Genomic DNA, 17,836 nt, shown 5'->3' on the forward strand with positions numbered 1-17,836 from the left:
TTCTTGAAACATGATAAAATGTTAGTCGTATACGTATACATTCAGGGAGAAGCAGTAACATGGCATATAAATATAAAGAAGTAGCAAACAAATTAAGAGATCAAATTCGCTCTGGCAACTATGTTCCTGGAGAACTACTACCAGATCAAAATCAATTAGCAAAGGATTTTAGTACTACCAGAATAACTGTCCATAAGGCAATTCAATTATTGGTTGTGGAAGGGATGGTTTATTCGAAGCGCGGTGCTGGTACCTTTGTTAGAAAAGATTATATTTCCGATGAAGATAGTACCAACTATGGTTCTGTCTCACCTATAGATAAGCCGTTAGGCGCAACATATACTAATCAAGGCAAAAAAGTTACCAGCAAAGTTCTTGAGTTATCCGCTCGTATGCCCACAACTGAAGAAGCTGATAAATTAATTATTCAGCCAACTGATCCTGTATATGTTATTCGTCGCGTTCGTTATGTTAATAAAGAAATCTTTGCATACGAAAACACTATCATGCCAACCAAAATAACTACCATTACTAAAGAAGTTCTACTGGGATCTGTTTACGCACATCTACAAGAAGAAGGACTTCATATCGAAGGATCTCATCGTGTTATTAGTGCCGAAAAGGCTACCCAGCTAGACGTCGACATCGGCATTGCTACAGAAGTCGATGAACCTATGATGGTTATAAATCAGTTAAGTTATTTGGATGACGGACAACCTTTTGAGATTTCTATCACACATTTTCCATATCAAAGAAGTCATATAACCGCCGATATAACGCTATAAAAAAGGAAGTGTTACGAAACATGGTCAGCTTTCGAGTATTAAAACAAACAAGACTAGTAATCCGATTTTGGATTGCTAGTCTTGTTTGTTTTAAGCGGAAAAAGCTATGTTTCGTTGCACGTTTATGCTGCACGTTTATGCTGCACGTTTATGCTGCACGTTTAAGGTGAAAATAGTTATGTCACAGCACCTTTTGATTTCCTATACAAACGTTACAAAAGTACCATTCCAAATACTCTCGTAAAATTCGATCGTATTCTCGGCACTCATATAATCATTATCAAAAGTTGTCGTTGCATCATGTTTCATATAGACCTTATAACCTAATCCATGGGCCATTTTAACGGTAGAATCACATCCATATTCCGTCTGTACTCCACAAACTTCAATAGTACTCAAATCATTTTCTTTGAGCATGCTATCTAGATTGGTCCGATAAAATGCATTGGGATGGTTTTTCTCAACAGTCATATCATCGTCGTGCTTATCCAATCCCACGGAAAACTGCCACAAGTCAGAATCTTTGATTAAGTCAGCACTATCATGCTGAACAAAAATAATCGGCAACTTTGCTGAGCGATAATCTTCAATTCTACTATTTATGTTTTTCAAAACTCCATCGTAGTTATAACCATACTTAAAAGCCGTCTGCATATCTAATACGAGTAGAACCTGTGCTAATTTTGGCATAATCTTCCCCCTCCTATTACTTGTCTTAATTAAAACACTTGGGCAAAAAAAATAAAGAAACTCCGGACAATTTCTGGATTTTCTTTATTTTATGACTATAGTGCGTCTGCGAATGTTTTGGACTCAATAGCGTATTTGTAAGGATCAACTCGTGAATCGGTCAAAGCTTGTACCAAATCACGTTCGTTATAGTCAATCAGATGTTTTGTTTGTAAAGTCAAAGTATTTCTTACTCTATCGTGACTCCATTTACCCATTTCTTCCAATTCTGGATATTTAATAGGATTAAAGTTTGTTGGTTCGGAAAAGACTATCTTGACCTCCAAAGAATCCACATATCTCTTAATACTTCTCATTACTTTGCCGTCTGTCAAAAAATCATCTCCCCAATAAGTTTAATCTATGCAAGCGGTTTCATTCTCCACTACTAGAATAACACTTTGCCCATTGATTAAAAAGCCTATTGTGACAAAAATAACAAGTAATCTTAAATTAATTAACTATAATATGGGGATTTTCGCTAAAGTCTTCTATTTTTCGTTCAACTTTGTCTCTTACTTCACGAAATACATTCATAACTTCTTCGTTACTACCAGTAGCCTGTGCAGGATCAGGAAGTCCCCAGTGTAAGTGTGTTACTCCTTTGGGAACCACTGGACATTTGTCTTTTGCATCTCCACAGAGAGTGATAACAAAATCACATTTGTTGAAATAATTTAGATCTATTAATTTAGAAGTGTTATGAGAAATATCAATTCCCTTTTCTGCCATAACTTCGACTGCCTTAGGATTCAACCCATGGACTTCAACTCCAGCACTTTGTACTTCCCATCCTGGAAGATACTTTTTGGCAAAGCCTTCCGCCATTTGGGAACGACAAGAATTACCTGTACAAATAAAATAGATTTTTTTCATAATGCAACCTCGTTGTTTTTTAATTAGACAAATCATACACTGTTCAAGAATCTTTTAAAAGTAAATTATTACTTTACATTATTAAGTACTTATGATTACAATGTATCTATTCATAAAATGTGTTTTGTCGGAGAATATAATGAAAATTTTTAAAAGAGTTATAATTGTTATTGTTTCAATCCTAGTAGTTATCGCTGCTGCACTAGGATTCTATGTCTATCAAGGTAAAAAGGCCTTGGATTCTGTTGATTCCAATGACACTAGCGTTTCTAACAAGATAAATGAAGGCAAGCCTATTTCTATCCTATTATTGGGTGCCGATACTGGAGCTGATGGTCGTATTGATCGTGGTAATTCCGATACAATGATGATCGTTACTCTGAACCCCAAAACTCACAAGTCAATTATGTATTCCATTCCAAGAGATACAATGGCTGAAATCGTTGGAGCTGGCAAGAAGAAAAAAGACGTCCAAAAAATCAACGCTGCTTACAATATCGGTAAGTCCGAAATGGCAAAAAATACCGTCAGCAAGTTACTAGGTATTCCTGTTGATTACAGTGTTGCTATCAACATGGGAGCACTAAAAAAGACTGTTGATTTTGTCGGTGGAGTTACCGTCACGACCCCTATTAAAGTAAGTTATGACGGAATTACCACCCCTAAGGGAACTCACCACTTGAATGGTAAACAAGCACTTAGCTACGTCCGCATGCGTTACCAAGATCCGCGTGGTGACTACGGTCGACAAATTCGTCAACAACAAGTTCTCAAAGCTGTCGTGAAGAAACTTGAACAACCAAAATATTTGGTTAAACTTCCAAACTTGATTACAGAATTGGGTCCAGATGTAAATTCAGATTTAACTGATAAACAAATGGAAAGTTTCCCACTTAAATACCACAGTGTTAGTGGCAATTTTAAGACTTACCAATTGCAAGGTCAGGGTGCATGGATAAACAAGAGTTCATATCAAATCCTATCTACAGACACATTACAGACAGCATCTGATATACTGCGTGACAATCTTGGATTAGATAAGAAGACTTTGAACAATACTGAAACTAAGCTGAACAAAATTAATTCTGCTTATTTCAAAGATCCTGATAATACTGATTACGATACTAATGGGCTTGATACTACCTATTACACTGATAATACGTACTAAAAAAGACAGATATTTGCTTAATTGCAAGTATCTGTCTTTTAGTTTGCTGTGTTGCTTTTATTGACACTTCCGGAAACAAGATATTTCATCTGCCATAGGACCGGCTCCAGCCAAGGTCTGGAGCCTCGACTTGAAGCTTTGCTTCGCAAATCTCCAAGCTCGTCCTGTGCTGTAAGAACGGCGTTGCCGTTCAACATCACCTTCACGGCTGATGAAACATCTTGTTTCCTACAGCTTGGTTGGTTTTAAATAAATTTGGAATATAACCCATTCAGTAACTGTACATTAACAAAATAGTATTACCGACCTATATCTATTCCAAATTTACTATATATCAACATCCAAATAGTCGGAGGTTGAAAGTGAAGAAGCCAGCAGTGGTAGTGGTGTTAGTACGGTGTGATTTTCACCGTTCTTACAGCACAGGACGACTTTTGAAATTTGCGGGTTATGCAAAGTTCAAAATCGAGGCATCAGACCTTGGCTGAGGCCGGTCCCACTGCAGGCTTCATCGCTTTCAAACCGGAGACGAAAAACCTACATATACTGAGCCAATGCCGCACGGAACTTCTCTTCTGGTTGATAGCCAACCATACGACCAACTACATTACCATCCTTCTTGATAATAAATGTAGGAATACCTTGAATACCAAAGTTGTTAGGTGTCTCTGGATTATGGTCAACATTCATTGATGTGAATTTGATTTTGTCACCCAATTCCTCATTTGATGATAACTTCTCAAGAATAGGATTCATCATCTTACATGGAGGACACCAGTCGGCATTGAAATCTGTGATCACCAAGCCTGAATTCGTTTCATCGTTATAAGTTGCATCGCTAATTTCTTTGATATTACTCATATTATTACTCTCCTTAAGAATCAAGTTTATCTTCAATTAACAATATACCCCCTAGGGTAGAATTAATCAAACATTCTGCTTCCTTTGCTTCCAAAAGAATTTTTAGCATATTATTTGAAGTACACTACCCTACTAGGTATAATTACATTAATAAATAATTACAGGAGGCAACAAATGTCTCAAACTATCGAAGAAGAAGATGCTAGTAAAAAAATAACTAGTCAGATCAAACGTTCCCGAGGCCAACTAGACGGTATTCTACGTATGATGGACGAAGGGCGCTCTTGTGATGATGTTTTGGTTCAGCTATCAGCCGTTAAGTCTGGTGTCGATAAGGCTATGAAACTCGTCATTGCCCAAAATATCCGTAAAAATGTTAATTGTGTTGATGAAAATGAGCTTAAAAATCTTCAAAGTTCACTAGATTTGATGCTGAAAACAAAATAAGAGTGTAACTTAATGCTAAACTTTTGCATATTAAGTCAAATGGGGACTGTAATCCGTTTTTGGATTACAATCCCCATTTTGTTGAATCTAAAACATGATTATACATCAAGCTTTACCAATCAAAATCTTTGAATCAACCGTAATTTGATCAATTCCAGTCCAATCAATGGCATCTGTATCTACATTAAATAGTAACGGCGTCATTTTAATGAAAGCATCGCGAACTTCTGGTGATACATGATAAGTCTGGGTAGCATTCACTTCATCTACAACATCAAAATGTTCTTCAAAGTATTCACGAACACGTTGGTTGGAATAACTGTCACTTCTAAGGAATTCACTTGCCTGCTTACGTAATTCAATTACATGATTTTCTCCAGGAATAACCTTGATCAGATATCCTTTATCTGTCAATATTCGATGAAATTCATTGTAGTTGGCAGGTGAAAAAATATCCAAAATACAATCAATACTATTATCTTGAATTGGCAACTGAGCTAGATCCCCGACAAACCATTTAACCGCATTCTCTTTGTCATTTTTAGCAGCCTGTTGGACAGAATCCTTAGAAATATCGAAGGCTAATAACTGCTTATTCAATGAATCATGAATCTCACGTGAATAATATCCTTCTCCACAACCTGCATCTAGGATTGTCTCAATTGGCAATCCGGAAATGATTTCTGTCAACTTATTCAAAATGTGATCGTATAATCCGTCTTTCAAAATCAGACCACGGTTTTCAAAGTTTGCCTTATCGTAATTCTTCTGTTGCTTCATGTTTAATAGAAAGTTTACATAACCAAATTTAGAAATATCAAAGTTATGACCATTCTCACAAACCAAACTTGTGCCATTTAATACTAGTTTTTCACCACAGTTAGGACATTTGAAGAACTCCTGACTATTTGAGAATCTTTTTAATTTATCTTTATTCATTTCATTTACCAAATTTCTTTTTGTCTACTAATAAGAATAGCATGTAAAAAAGGCGCTGAAAAATCAATTTCAGCGTCTTATGTCATATTCATTACTCTCAATGCCTGCATTAGTCAGTGTATCGATCAAAACATCTTCTTTGTAATTTGACGACTTAGTGGCTAACAACAAGCATGCTGTTCGTTCTTCATTACGATTCCATGTACCCATACGCATAAGTTGAGGATACATTCGTGGATCAAAGCTCATTGGAGAATGAAATTCCAATCGAATGATATGAACACCCCAGTAATCACGATAATATTTTTTCAATGTTTTAAACACTATGATCCGACCTTAATTGATATATTTATTTAATTATATCATCTAACAGATCATTTGCTCGAAACTACAGCATCAAACCAACAGAATAGTGAATAATCATAGTAATAATACCAACAATAACATTTCTGATGATGGCTGTTTTGACTAGTCCATCACCTAACTTAGCGCTCAAGAACCCCGTCAGAGCAACCGACAATGTAACTGCGAGAATAGTTCCTGGCCATTGCAATGATACCGGCAAAAGCGTCATAGCTACAAGTGGGAAAATGCCACCTGATGCTGCGGCAACTAGTGATGAAAAGGCTGCATCCCAAGGGCTCATGTAGTGACCCAACTCCAAGTCATACTTAACTTTGACAACAGTACCCAAAGCGTCCTTTTGCATTAATTCTTCAGCGATTTCTCTAGCGGTATCTTCGGTAACACCACGTTCAACGTAGAAATTAGCGACAGATTGTACCTCTCCAGCAAAATTAGTTTTGATCAATTCACGTTCTTTTTCAATAGCTGCTTTTTCGGTATCCTTTTGGGAGCTAACTGAAGCATATTCGCCAGAAGCCATTGAAAAAGCACATGCTAGAAGATCTGACAGACCAGCAATAAAGATCGTAAACTGGTTTGTTGTGGCAACAGCGACTGAGAATAGAACTCCGACAACTGTTAAAATTCCATCATTGGAACCTAGAACTCCGGCACGAAGTGTATTGGAACGTTCTGCCATTGTTTTCTTTTGTTTCTTTGCTTTTGGAACATTTATTGCCTTCATCAAACTTGTCACATCCTTAGTCTTAGTGTGCGAATAGCGAACCTATCAAATAGGTCACAAGCATTGTTAATAATCCTGAAACAACGTTTCTAAAGACAGCCTTCAATCTATTGGCATTACCAAGTGCTGCGGCTGTATAACCAGTTATAGTCAAAGCGATAATAACGGCAATCACTGTCGCAATGATTTTGATATTTTCTGGGAAAAATGTAATTGATACTAATGGCAAAATCGATCCAGTTGGGAACGAAATCATTGATGCCATAGCGGCTGCGATCGCACTTGTGTGCTCTTTGGGATTGAACCCAAATCTTTCACGCACAGCCACATCCAGCGGATCATCACTCATCATTTCTTTAGTAGCTTTCAACGATAGTTCAGAAGAAATGCCAGTCGCTTGATATTTATTCTTAATAAAATCAAACTCTCGATCATAATTACCATCGAGTGCCGCTGACTCCTTCTCAATAGCACGACGTTCACTGTCACGTTGGGTACTTACTGAGACCCATTCACCCATTGCCATGGAAATAGTTCCGGCAAGCATTCCAGCTATACCGGCTAAGAAAATTGCATAATTACTACTCTTGGCCCCAGCAACACCGATAACTATACCAGCAACTGAAACGATTCCATCATTTGCGCCCATAACACTGGCACGCATAACATTGATCTTTTCAGCGAGACTTCTATTTTTCTTCTTGGCTTTTTGCATTTTTATCGCCCCTATCTCATAGTCCTTTGTTGTAATCATTTCTATATTGGAATGATTCTCACTTACTAACGAATACATACTAATACTTTTTTCTGAAAAAGTAAAACTATAACACACGCCCATCTTCGACTACATAAGTAAACATTAATTGATATTATTACAATGCAAGTATTATAATTAGATTGTAATGATTCCAAGTTAATAATAAGTAACAGAAAGGAAGATTGCTTATGGCTAATAGTTCTGTCATGGAGGATACACTAAAAGTTCTCAAAGAGCACAAATTACGTGTTACGCCACAACGTCACATAATCTTGGCGTATTTGGCAAGTCATCATAACCACCCTACTGTTGAAACTATTCGGGACGGCCTAAGCAAAGAGCTTCCCAACATGGGCGCATCAACGATTTATAACACTCTCAATACTTTTGTCGATCACCATTTGGTCGTTGAATTACAAAATGGTGATGGCAGTACCCATTATGACTACTTTGGTACCCCACATTACCATGCAATATGTACAAATTGCGGTAAAATCGTAGACGTTTCGTATCCTGGGTTCAGTAAGGACGAAAAAGCCCTTGAAGAAAAGACCGCTGAAATATCTGGTTATATGATTTCTGGTAATCACATGGAGGTTTATGGTCTGTGTCCTGAGTGTCAGGTTAAATTGGGGATTAAATAGTGGGGGTTGCTCCGGAAGTCGGAAATATATCCTGCTGTGGGGTCGCTCCAGCCAAAGGACGGGCTTCCGACTCGACTTTAAGCCATGAAGAACGCATGTCTTAAAGCTCGACCCATGGCCTAAGCTGACCAAAATCGTCAGCTAACGCCATCTCACAGCTGGATATATTTTCGACCTCCTCCGCTTGAGATGATTTCTTAATAGACACAGTATTTAAAATCTTAAGATGAATAATAAATAAGTTCCGTCTCTTTTTGAGAAGGAACTTATTTTTTTACTATGTGAAAAATGATTATAAATAATTTGGAAAATAGCATCCATACATACCTAAAAACCCAAACCAGCCGCAGGTTGAAAATAATAATTCGGCAGTGACAGTGGTGTTGAACGGTGGTTTACCGTTCTTACAGCACCGGACGACTTTTGAAATTTACGGGTTATGTAAAGTTCAAAATCGAGATTCCAGACCGCCCTTCGGCTGGAATCGGTCCCACTGCAGGATTGTTATTTTCAACCGGAGGCGAACTCCCCCACAAACCACAAAACATATTTCATTAAAGGAATTATCACTTATAATGAATACAACTAACACCTTTTAGGAGGTTCAAATGAAAAATACCATTTTAATCGTGGAAGATGAGCTTAGTCTCTCAAGCTATCTAACCAAAGAATTACAATTCGAAGACTTCAACGTCGTCGTCGCTAATGACGGTCTTGAGGCTATGGACAAATACGCAAAAAATCAAAACGAACTATTACTTATCCTCCTTGACTGGATGTTGCCAAAATTAGATGGAATGGAAGTTCTGCGTAGAATTCGTAAGCATGATCAAGTTCCAGTTATAATCATGACTGCTCGTGATTATGTTGGCGATAAAGTCACTGGACTCGACAATGGCGCGGACGATTACATAACTAAGCCATTTGAAATTGAAGAATTACTAGCCAGAGTGCGTGTGATTCAGCGACGTGCAGAGCAAATGTCTGAACCTGACCAAACATATCAAATAGCCGATTTAACACTTTATACCAAATCTCATCAAGTCGTGAAAAATAATGAAAATATCCCACTAACACGCCGAGCATTCGACCTACTATTGTTCTTCCTACAGCACGTTGGACAAGTATTCACTCGTGATGAATTACTGGATAATGTCTGGGGTGAGGATTTTTTTGGTCAGCAAAACGTCGTCGATGTCTACATTGGATATCTTCGTAGCAAAATCGATGGTAAGAATGAGCAGCCTTTGATCCAGACAATACGTGGTGTTGGCTATTCGATCGAGGACACAGCCAATGAATAAGAAGACTACAACTTATGAGAAACTGATCAATCAAGGTATTAATCGCTTAGTCGTCATCATTACCTTATCAATTAGCTTGATAATTCTCGCATTTGTCGGCGTTCAACAGTCTCTTAGAACTGCACACGATGCACAGGGCCTGATGATGAGCTTAAATCGTTCCAACATTGAGAGTATTCCTAGTTTCATCGAATGGAATAACGCTAATGAACGACATACTAAGCAAAATTCTTTCATCCGTGTTAAAACACAGGACAAATCAGTGACCGCCGCATCTTTGAAACGCAAACGTATCATCATGACTTCTCCATCATCCAAAAAATTCTTAGCTCGGAAAAAATTACACATTTTCTTTAACAAAAATATTGTTTACATTCCAAGCTATGGATTATTCCTTTACTACACTCAAAAGAACAATGACACAACTTATCAACTATGGGTCAGCTTGAATAATCTAATAAAAAGTCTGTTACTACTGTTGACGGTGATTGTCCTTGTAGTTTTCGTGACATTAGGATTTGGTACTTGGTGGGCTAAAAGACTGGCGCAGCGATTAAGTTCACCAACGCTTGAACTTGTTAATGAAACCAAAAAGACTACTCAAAATTTGAACACTCAGCAACCTACACTAACAGTTCCAAAAAGCCCTTTAGAAATCCACGAATTAGGTAATTCCTTCAATGATTTATTGAACGTTCAAAATCAACGTCTGGACCGTGAGAAACAATTTGTTTCCGATTCTTCACACGAATTAAGAACTCCAATTGCGGCAATCCGCGGAAACATCAGTTTGATAAAGCGCCGTGGCGATAAACACCCCGAAGTAATCCCTGAATCCCTTGATTTTATTGATGAAGAATCATTGAGGATGCAAAAACTCATCGAAAACCTCCTCCACCTATCTCGTGCAGATAAAGCTGAAGTAGAACTCACTGAGATCAACTTATCCAAAATAATTCAACAGCTAAGTGAGCATTATCAGTCTTCAATCCCTCAACAAATTCATGCTGATATTGAACCCAATTTGAAGGTAAACGGTAATACTGACATGATTCAACAAATGAGTATTGCCTTATTGGACAATGCCAGTAAATATTCACTTGAAAACAAAGTTATCACTTTAGGCGTTCATAAATCTGGAGAAAATATTGTTTTGACCGTTACAGATCAAGGTATCGGTATCCCAGATAATAAGAAAGATAAGATATTCCAACGTTTCTATCGTGTCGATGAATCGCATTCTACCGAGATTAAAGGTAGTGGTTTGGGGTTAGCTATTGTTTCAAAACTAGCCGTTCTAAACGAGGCACAAGTAACTGTTTATGATAACTCCCCTCAAGGAAGTACTTTCGCAGTTACATTTAAAGCACTTGACTGATTTTCAGCCAAGTGCTTTTTTATGTTTATTCATATGAGACGTTAACTTGTTTTCCCACCGCATAGCCGATTTCAAAAATAGTTTTAAAAGTTGGATTCTCTTCACCACTTTCAATTCGAGCAATCGTTGACTGTGGTTTGTTTACCTTTTTGGCGAATTCTTCCTGTGTTAGACCCATGGAACGTCTTAATTCAGTAATCTCAACCGCCAAATCCATCTTACTTTTTTCTTCATCCATTACCTTAGATAACTCGGAATCATTCTCTTTTTCTGAAGCAATGTAATCTAGTGCGTCAATATATTTAACTTTATTCATCTCTTGATTTGCTCCTATTCATTAATAATCTGGCACGTCTAACTTCTCGTCGTGGTGTTTTATCAGTCTTCTTAGTAAATACATTTGTTATCACATATGTATTCTCATGCTTATGAAAATACAGACATCTTTGAATATTGTTGCCATATTTAGAACGAATTTCATATATATCAGAATCAATTTTTTTAACCCATTCTTGTCTAGAAGCAATCGAAATGCCAAATTCAGATATTGATTTGATCACATCATACAGCTTAGCTTTATCCTTGCTTGGTAATCCATTAATGAAATTCAATATTTCACTCTTACCATCTAATTCTAAAAATACAAATTTAACTTTTCTCATCGCACATTATATCATATATGATATAATTTCACTCCCTCAGAGATCTATCTCAGAATATATCTCTAAAGAAATTATGTGATAACTTCTTCCGTTTAACCGTAAAAAAGGCACCGCATTTACAACTACACAAATGCGGTACCTTTACAAAACCTGTTTTGTAACGCCCTTTAACGATGATTGAATCCATCTAAGAATCCAGCAACTAGTTCATAAAGATGTGGCCATAATGATACTGTGATCCAAATGATTGCTATAACAGTTGTCCACTTTGAAACTATCTTATCAATGTTCTTCCATTTGATACTCCAAATCAGTGCAAAGAATGATATCCATATTGGTAACGCTAGCCAATTGTATAATACGTCATAAGATATGTTGAATACAGTAGTTGAGAGAATAAAGGCGATAATTGCCCCTGCTACTCCCACCAATACTATAAGTAATGCTTTGTTAATTTTTGAGCCTTTTTCTAGTTCCTTCATAAGATCTTCGTCTCCCTTTATTAGTTCATCTAGAGAGAGGTCAAATAGTTCGCTGATTGCAACGACATTTGCAAAGCTTGGTAATGAAGACCCGTTTTCCCACTTAGAAATGGATTGGCGAGATATATGAAGTTTTTCTGCCAACAACTCCTGGGACATACCTTGTTCTTTTCGACGCTGTTGTAATTGTTTACCTATTTGCATTGCTCTCTCCTCGATTCAATTTCAGAATAACTGTTCATCTTATGTTTTAGTAGAACTTGACAGTTGCATTTGCATATCATCGTTATAACGGTGGTTATGTAAACCATACTTTACAACGATGGGTTATATCATAATCCTATTATTAGAGCATTGATAGCAAAAAAAATGAATTCAATCAAATCATTCAGATTCGTATTGAATTCATTTCACTAACCATTTAAAGTATTCATTTCTCTTGTAAATCCTTCAATAAAGCTGTAAATATTTGGCCACATAACTAGTGCCAACCAGATGACACCCAAAATTACAGTCCATTTATTCGTTATCTTATCGATATTCTGCCATTTAATACTGAATATAAAACAAAAGAACGAAACAAGTATCGGTAGAAACAACCAGTTTTCCAAAGTACTCTCAGATATATTGAATATTGATGATGAAAATACAAATGCTACCATCGCTATCCCAATTCCAAATAATAATATTTCCATTGCCTTATTCATTTTTGGTGTTGTTTCTTCAAATTTGTTCATCAGAGCTTCATCCCCCTTAATTAATTCGTCGAGAGAAATATCAAACAGTTCACCGATCACAACCACGTTCGCAAACGTAGGTAAAGAAGTTCCGTTTTCCCATTTTGAGATTGACTGCCTTGAGATATGCATTTTCTTAGCTAAGTCTTCCTGGGACATATTATGTTTTTTACGCTGTTGTTGCAGTTGTTTCCCTATTTGCATTATTATCTCCTCGATTCAATTTAAGGATATCTGATGAGCGATGTTTTGGGGTAGCACTTCTTGGTTGCATTGGTATTTAGAATGTTTTGGGCGTTATAACGGCTAACTAATTAGCCAAATATTTTCGACATCATATATATTATGATCAAAAAACACTATTAATATTTAGAATAAATGAGGTTTAAAAATATTTACCACTCTTTTTTTGGTTTATCACCTTTATATCATTTTATCGGTCAATCTACTGGTAAATATAGCTTTTTGTAAAACACGAACCTTATTACTTGGTAAATATTACACAGAAATCTATATTTTTTTAATTCACTTTATTATGAAAGTGCTAACATTATCACCGTAAAATAAATTAATTTACACGGAGGTTATTACAATGGCTTATAACAAAGAGTTTATGGAATTGGCAGAAAAGGAAGCTCAATCCAACGTTGGTACACAAATTGGTGGACCTTTCGGAACTGTTATTGTTAAAGATGGTGAGATCGTAGCAAGTGGTCACAACTGCGTACTACAAAATCACGATCCTTCAGCACATGGTGAGATCACGACAATCAGAAAAGCTTGTCAAAAATTAGGTACTCACGACTTAACTGGCTGTGAATTATACACAAATGCTTATCCATGTCCAATGTGCTTAGGTGCAATCATCTGGTCAAATATCAAGACTTGTTACTATGGTAATACAGCTAAAGATGCTGCTGATATTGGATTCCGTGATGACTTCATTTACACATTCATCAAGGGTGACGCTAAAGACGGTGACGTTTTGAAGCTTGAACAACACGACCGTGACATGACTATGAAATCATTCAAGGACTTCAAAGGCGACACAGAAAGCACATTATATTAATCCCTAATCCGACTAATATTTATAGATAGAGGGGTGTGAGTATGAAGAATAAATCAGACTCATTAATGGACGTAGTTAGAGATAAAAGTGCTTTCAGAAGAGAGATTATTGCTGGTATTACAGGATATTTTGCAATAATGTATGTTATCTTCGTTAACCCACAAATTGTTGCAGTTACCGGAATGCCAGTCAAACTTGTTACTTTTGCGACTATTTTTGCCGCAGCTGTTGGCTGTCTATTATCTGGTTTCTTCGCAAAATCACCAATGATTATTGTTCCTGGAATGGGAATCAACGCTCTATTCTCATATACAATTAAAACAGATATGGGATTTACATGGCAAACGACACTAACGATTGCTCTTGTAAGTAGTATTATCTTCACATTAATATCATTTAGTTCCTTAATTGATAAGATTGCTGACAGTATTACACAATCAATGAAATCAGCTATTACAGCTGGTATCGGTGCATTCTTAGCATTCGTTGCTTTGAAGAACATTGGCCTTATTTTGCCAAGTAATAGTTCTATTCTAAAATTTGGTAACGTATTATCACCTGTAATTTTGCTAGCCTTGCTGGGAATTGCACTGACTATAATATTCCAAATTAGAGGTTATGCTTGGGGCATGATCGCAAGTATGGCTATCATTACTATCATTGCTTTGGTAATGCATGTATCTACCGGTGCTACAACTAATATCACTATGGGTGATTTAGGCATGTACAACCAAATATTCTTTAAATTTGGATTCACCATTCCTTCATGGATCAAGTTCATCACAGCTGTATTCTCAATGCTGATGTTGATGATCTTCGAAGGTGTAGGTATTTGTAAAGGACTATTGGAAGATCAAACAAAAGTTAAACCAACACTTCAAGCTACTGGTATTTCAAATATCTTTGCTTCAATGTTTGGTTCAAGTCCTACAGTTGATGCTGCTGAAGCTGGTGCAGCTATTGCTGCTGGTGGTAAGACAGGTATCACATCTATCGTTGTTGGTATTCTATTTGTATTATCACTTGTACTAGTTCCAGTAATTGGATATATTCCAACATGTGCAACAACTTCAATTATCATTTTTACAGCTTGCTCAATGATGGGTAACATCAAATTTATCAATATGGATGATTTAAGTGACTGGCTACCAGCCTTCTTAATCATTATTATGATTCCATTTACTGGTAGTATTGCTACTGGTATGGCATTCGGATTCATTGCATTCCCTATTGCTAAATTAGCTTCCGGTAAGAAAGACGAATTGAATATTGTAAACATTATTATTGCTATTTTATTTGCACTTTCATTAGTTGTAACTTCAATCGTTTAAAACTAAAAGTTAAGGAGTGATACATTCGTATCACTCCTTTTTTTGTCTAAAAATTATGGTAACAAATTAAAATCTTCTATTTCATAATCATCGCTATTCAATTTAACCTTAGTAACGCTGCCATTCATAGGAAATGCTCTGTAAGGGTCCAACTTGGAGCCAAAGTAATTCATTATTAAATATTTAATAATACCTCCATGGGTAACAACTAGAATCTTCGAATCAGGTTCATTCTCATCCCTAAGTTGATCAAGTCCAGCCATGACGCGTGATCTAAACGTTTTGGCATCCTCAGCAAAATCCAATGGATCAGCCTTTCTCATAGCATCCCTAATAAAATCTATTGAATAATTCTTAATAAGCTCATTTTGAGTAGAAAATCCATAAGGCTTGGCAATAACCTTCCAAGTATCTGCACTATTGAAACCTTCAAATGAGCCAAAAAATATTTCTCTAAAATTTTTACTAGTTTGTAACTTCAAATTACTTACTTTATTCTCATTAATAATTATTTCCGCTGTATCCATAGTTCGCTTTAAATCTGAACTGTAAAGAGCATCAAATTTGATATTCTTCAAATACTGTCCCGTCTTTTTTAGATCTTCAATACCTTTATCTGTCAGTGGTGAATCTGACCATCCTTGCATTTTATCCATCAAATTCAGAACTGTTTCACCGTGTCTCACAAAATAGACTTCCATAGTTACTCCTCAATTCACATTTATTACTTCTAATTGTAAAACAAGCCCAGCATTTGTACTAACAAATACTGAGCTTGTTTCTATTTATCTATATTTGTTCCGTATGCTTCAATTTGTGTCAAAGCTGGAAATGTCGATGCATCTTTATCTTTGATCAGATTGAATAACTTGATCCACGTAACCTGCTTGTGATCTATTTCAAATATCTGTCTATCTTTGATTTTATTCAATCGGAAAGATTGGATTGAACCATCAGAAAATTCAATTGAAATATTAGTCCAATGGCTATCATGAGGATAATCAGCACGCAATATAATTGCTAATTTATCCAGTTCAACTTTTCTTCCAAAATCGACTTTCATTTCAGCATTATCTTGTTGATTAATCCCCCATGATTGGAATGGAAAGTTACCATGGCTCTCATTAGCTACTATTCCATCAATCGCATTCTTACAATAGAAGACATATTCACCACGAGTTTCAGCATTAGCTGTTGCATGTGGATATGCATCACTTGCATCATGTTGATCATGGCTATTCTCCGCTAAATTACGATAAGAATTAATCTCATCACTGGTTGCATACCGCACTGTTACATAATTGCTTCTAGTTTGAAAGGCACTCTCAGGATACGGCCATTCACGTTGGAGATTAAATGGTACTTGGTACTTCCATTCTTTTTTAGTTACATATATTAATGCTGGTTTCAGAGCAACATCCATCTGTACCATCAAATACCTGGGAGCATCTTCAATAATTACATTCAGACTATCATTCAATTTGTAGTGATGATGAAATTCCAGATATGTAGTGTCAATGCCACTATTTTCCTTAATAACTTCATCAGCATTCAACAACTGAAGAGTAATATTATTATCCATTGTTTACCCCCATAAATTTTTCTAATTCTGGTCTAGTTGGATATCCGTCACTATCTCCAGCATCTTGAACGGCTAATGCACCAATAGCACAAGCACGTTTAATAGAATTTCTCATACCAATTTCTTCTAACAATCCAGATATGAATCCCACGGCAAATCCATCACCTGCGCCAACTGTATCAACAACGTTATCAACCTTATAACCGCCTATAAGTTGTAGAGCGTCATCTCTAGTTTTAACATATGCACCTTTGGGACCAGCCTTAATAACTACTGCTTGTGTAGTATTACTCTGGTTTAAATAAAAGTCAGCAATAGCTTCTGGATCATCAGTTCCAACCAGTCGTTCACCTTCATGTATTCCAGGCATAACTATAGTTGCCTTACTTGCCAAATAATTCAACTTTCTAATCATTTCACGTTCATTTGGCCATAATTGTAATCGTATGTTGGGGTCATATGTAGTAACTATTGATTTACTATCTGCCAGCTCTAACAATCTTTCAACTGATTCATAACCAGCCTCAGAAATTCCCGCCATAATACCAGAACAATGAACTAATCCAACATTATCAAAATTTATTTTATCCAAATTACTTGCACAATAGTGCGATGCTGCAGAGTTCTTACGATAATAGAATATCTCCGGATCACCTTTATCAACACGTTGTTTCATATAGAAACCAGTCCAATAGTCATCCTTTGTTTCAACATAATTTGTTTGTATTCCATTTTGTTCAATCTCATGTTTTATTGATTGTCCCAATGGATCGTTTCCTATAGCCGTAATATATTTTGACTCTATACCCAATCTAGAAACACCCACGGCAACATTTAATTCCGCACCAGCAAGATACTTAGTAAAATGTTTTGCGTCCATTAATCCGGCGTTCAAGTCTTCTGAGCTGAAAACAATCAAGGGTTCGCCAATAGTTAAAAAGCTTTTCATATTCCCCACCTCTGAAAAAAGGCCGCTTTATGAGCGGCCTTTACTG

Annotated in this window: 23 protein-coding genes; 8 read left to right on the forward strand and 15 right to left on the reverse strand. The window is 36.4% G+C overall.

Annotation, left to right across the window (positions count from 1 at the left end; translation table 11 throughout):
- Positions 1-59 precede the first annotated feature (59 nt).
- Entirely contained in the window at positions 60-785 is a 726-nt protein-coding gene (locus EKM66_RS07120) for a GntR family transcriptional regulator (RefSeq protein ID WP_125763051.1), read from the forward strand.
- 201 nt (positions 786-986) lie between these two features.
- Here the strand turns inward: EKM66_RS07120 and EKM66_RS07125 are convergent, their stop codons facing one another.
- The 3 genes from EKM66_RS07125 to arsC form a co-directional block, all read right to left on the reverse strand.
- Entirely contained in the window at positions 987-1,475 is a 489-nt protein-coding gene (locus tag EKM66_RS07125) for a cysteine hydrolase family protein (RefSeq protein WP_125763053.1), read from the reverse strand.
- A 95-nt stretch (positions 1,476-1,570) separates the two neighbouring features.
- Positions 1,571-1,849 (reverse strand): alpha-amylase family protein, encoded by a 279-nt coding sequence (locus EKM66_RS07130; RefSeq protein WP_125763055.1) that lies wholly within the window; start codon positions 1,847-1,849, stop codon positions 1,571-1,573.
- Between the two features lie 118 nt (positions 1,850-1,967).
- Positions 1,968-2,390, reverse strand: coding sequence for an arsenate reductase (thioredoxin) (gene arsC / locus EKM66_RS07135; RefSeq protein WP_125763057.1), 423 nt, complete (start codon positions 2,388-2,390; stop codon positions 1,968-1,970).
- A 139-nt stretch (positions 2,391-2,529) separates the two neighbouring features.
- On the opposite strand from arsC, the gene EKM66_RS07140 reads away from it, so the two are divergent.
- Positions 2,530-3,558 carry an LCP family protein gene (locus EKM66_RS07140; protein WP_125763059.1) on the forward strand — a complete coding sequence of 343 codons (1,029 nt, stop codon included), beginning with the start codon at positions 2,530-2,532 and terminating at the stop codon, positions 3,556-3,558.
- 537 nt (positions 3,559-4,095) lie between these two features.
- Here EKM66_RS07140 and EKM66_RS07145 read toward each other — a convergent pair.
- Positions 4,096-4,419, reverse strand: coding sequence for a thioredoxin family protein (locus EKM66_RS07145; RefSeq protein ID WP_125763061.1), 324 nt, complete (start codon positions 4,417-4,419; stop codon positions 4,096-4,098).
- A gap of 174 nt (positions 4,420-4,593) precedes the next feature.
- Here EKM66_RS07145 and EKM66_RS07150 point away from each other — a divergent pair, with 174 nt between their 5' ends.
- Positions 4,594-4,866 (forward strand): metal-sensing transcriptional repressor, encoded by a 273-nt coding sequence (locus EKM66_RS07150; RefSeq protein WP_125763063.1) that lies wholly within the window; start codon positions 4,594-4,596, stop codon positions 4,864-4,866.
- Positions 4,867-4,971: 105 nt separating this feature from the next.
- Here EKM66_RS07150 and EKM66_RS07155 read toward each other — a convergent pair whose 3' ends face one another.
- The 4 genes from EKM66_RS07155 to EKM66_RS07170 all read right to left on the reverse strand — a co-directional run bounded on the left by EKM66_RS07155 (position 4,972) and on the right by EKM66_RS07170 (position 7,610).
- Positions 4,972-5,805: a methyltransferase domain-containing protein gene (locus tag EKM66_RS07155; protein ID WP_125763065.1), complete on the reverse strand. Its 834-nt coding sequence runs from the start codon at positions 5,803-5,805 to the stop codon at positions 4,972-4,974.
- A 69-nt stretch (positions 5,806-5,874) separates the two neighbouring features.
- Positions 5,875-6,129 carry a hypothetical protein gene (locus tag EKM66_RS07160; RefSeq protein ID WP_125763067.1) on the reverse strand — a complete coding sequence of 85 codons (255 nt, stop codon included), beginning with the start codon at positions 6,127-6,129 and terminating at the stop codon, positions 5,875-5,877.
- A 64-nt stretch (positions 6,130-6,193) separates the two neighbouring features.
- Positions 6,194-6,895 (reverse strand): VIT1/CCC1 transporter family protein, encoded by a 702-nt coding sequence (locus EKM66_RS07165; protein WP_125763152.1) that lies wholly within the window; start codon positions 6,893-6,895, stop codon positions 6,194-6,196.
- A 22-nt stretch (positions 6,896-6,917) separates the two neighbouring features.
- Entirely contained in the window at positions 6,918-7,610 is a 693-nt protein-coding gene (locus EKM66_RS07170; RefSeq protein WP_125763069.1) for a VIT1/CCC1 transporter family protein, read from the reverse strand.
- Between the two features lie 230 nt (positions 7,611-7,840).
- Between EKM66_RS07170 and EKM66_RS07175 the strand changes: the two genes are divergently transcribed.
- The 3 genes from EKM66_RS07175 to EKM66_RS07185 all read left to right on the forward strand — a co-directional run bounded on the left by EKM66_RS07175 (position 7,841) and on the right by EKM66_RS07185 (position 10,978).
- Positions 7,841-8,296, forward strand: a complete 456-nt coding sequence (locus EKM66_RS07175) for a Fur family transcriptional regulator (RefSeq protein ID WP_125763071.1) — start codon at positions 7,841-7,843, stop codon at positions 8,294-8,296.
- A 608-nt stretch (positions 8,297-8,904) separates the two neighbouring features.
- Positions 8,905-9,600, forward strand: a complete 696-nt coding sequence (locus tag EKM66_RS07180; RefSeq protein ID WP_125763073.1) for a response regulator transcription factor — start codon at positions 8,905-8,907, stop codon at positions 9,598-9,600.
- Positions 9,593-10,978, forward strand: coding sequence for a sensor histidine kinase (locus EKM66_RS07185; RefSeq protein ID WP_125763075.1), 1,386 nt, complete (start codon positions 9,593-9,595; stop codon positions 10,976-10,978). The genes EKM66_RS07180 and EKM66_RS07185 overlap by 8 nt, the downstream gene beginning before the upstream one ends.
- A gap of 25 nt (positions 10,979-11,003) precedes the next feature.
- Here EKM66_RS07185 and EKM66_RS07190 read toward each other — a convergent pair whose 3' ends face one another.
- The 4 genes from EKM66_RS07190 to EKM66_RS07205 form a co-directional block, all read right to left on the reverse strand.
- Positions 11,004-11,294, reverse strand: coding sequence for a helix-turn-helix transcriptional regulator (locus tag EKM66_RS07190; RefSeq protein WP_125763077.1), 291 nt, complete (start codon positions 11,292-11,294; stop codon positions 11,004-11,006).
- A complete protein-coding gene (locus tag EKM66_RS07195; protein ID WP_125763079.1) occupies positions 11,287-11,640 on the reverse strand; it encodes a type II toxin-antitoxin system RelE/ParE family toxin in 354 nt (117 codons plus the stop codon). The genes EKM66_RS07190 and EKM66_RS07195 overlap by 8 nt, the downstream gene beginning before the upstream one ends.
- 167 nt (positions 11,641-11,807) lie before the next feature.
- Entirely contained in the window at positions 11,808-12,326 is a 519-nt protein-coding gene (locus EKM66_RS07200; protein WP_125763081.1) for a helix-turn-helix domain-containing protein, read from the reverse strand.
- 209 nt (positions 12,327-12,535) lie between these two features.
- On the reverse strand, positions 12,536-13,063 hold the full coding sequence (locus tag EKM66_RS07205; RefSeq protein WP_125763083.1) for a helix-turn-helix domain-containing protein: 528 nt from the start codon (positions 13,061-13,063) through the stop codon (positions 12,536-12,538).
- 388 nt (positions 13,064-13,451) lie between these two features.
- Between EKM66_RS07205 and EKM66_RS07210 the strand changes: the two genes are divergently transcribed.
- Entirely contained in the window at positions 13,452-13,928 is a 477-nt protein-coding gene (locus EKM66_RS07210; protein ID WP_125763085.1) for a nucleoside deaminase, read from the forward strand.
- 41 nt (positions 13,929-13,969) lie between these two features.
- On the forward strand, positions 13,970-15,259 hold the full coding sequence (locus tag EKM66_RS07215; RefSeq protein ID WP_125763087.1) for an NCS2 family permease: 1,290 nt from the start codon (positions 13,970-13,972) through the stop codon (positions 15,257-15,259).
- 53 nt (positions 15,260-15,312) lie between these two features.
- Here EKM66_RS07215 and EKM66_RS07220 read toward each other — a convergent pair whose 3' ends face one another.
- The 3 genes from EKM66_RS07220 to EKM66_RS07230 all read right to left on the reverse strand — a co-directional run bounded on the left by EKM66_RS07220 (position 15,313) and on the right by EKM66_RS07230 (position 17,790).
- Positions 15,313-15,960, reverse strand: a complete 648-nt coding sequence (locus EKM66_RS07220) for a histidine phosphatase family protein (protein ID WP_125763089.1) — start codon at positions 15,958-15,960, stop codon at positions 15,313-15,315.
- Between the two features lie 80 nt (positions 15,961-16,040).
- Positions 16,041-16,841: a hypothetical protein gene (locus EKM66_RS07225; RefSeq protein WP_125763091.1), complete on the reverse strand. Its 801-nt coding sequence runs from the start codon at positions 16,839-16,841 to the stop codon at positions 16,041-16,043.
- Positions 16,834-17,790, reverse strand: a complete 957-nt coding sequence (locus tag EKM66_RS07230; protein ID WP_125763093.1) for a sugar kinase — start codon at positions 17,788-17,790, stop codon at positions 16,834-16,836. Before EKM66_RS07230 ends, EKM66_RS07225 begins: the two co-directional genes overlap by 8 nt.
- Between the last annotated feature and the right edge of the window lie 46 nt (positions 17,791-17,836).

The organism is Companilactobacillus hulinensis (assembly GCF_003946555.1).
Classification (GTDB): domain Bacteria; phylum Bacillota; class Bacilli; order Lactobacillales; family Lactobacillaceae; genus Companilactobacillus; species Companilactobacillus hulinensis.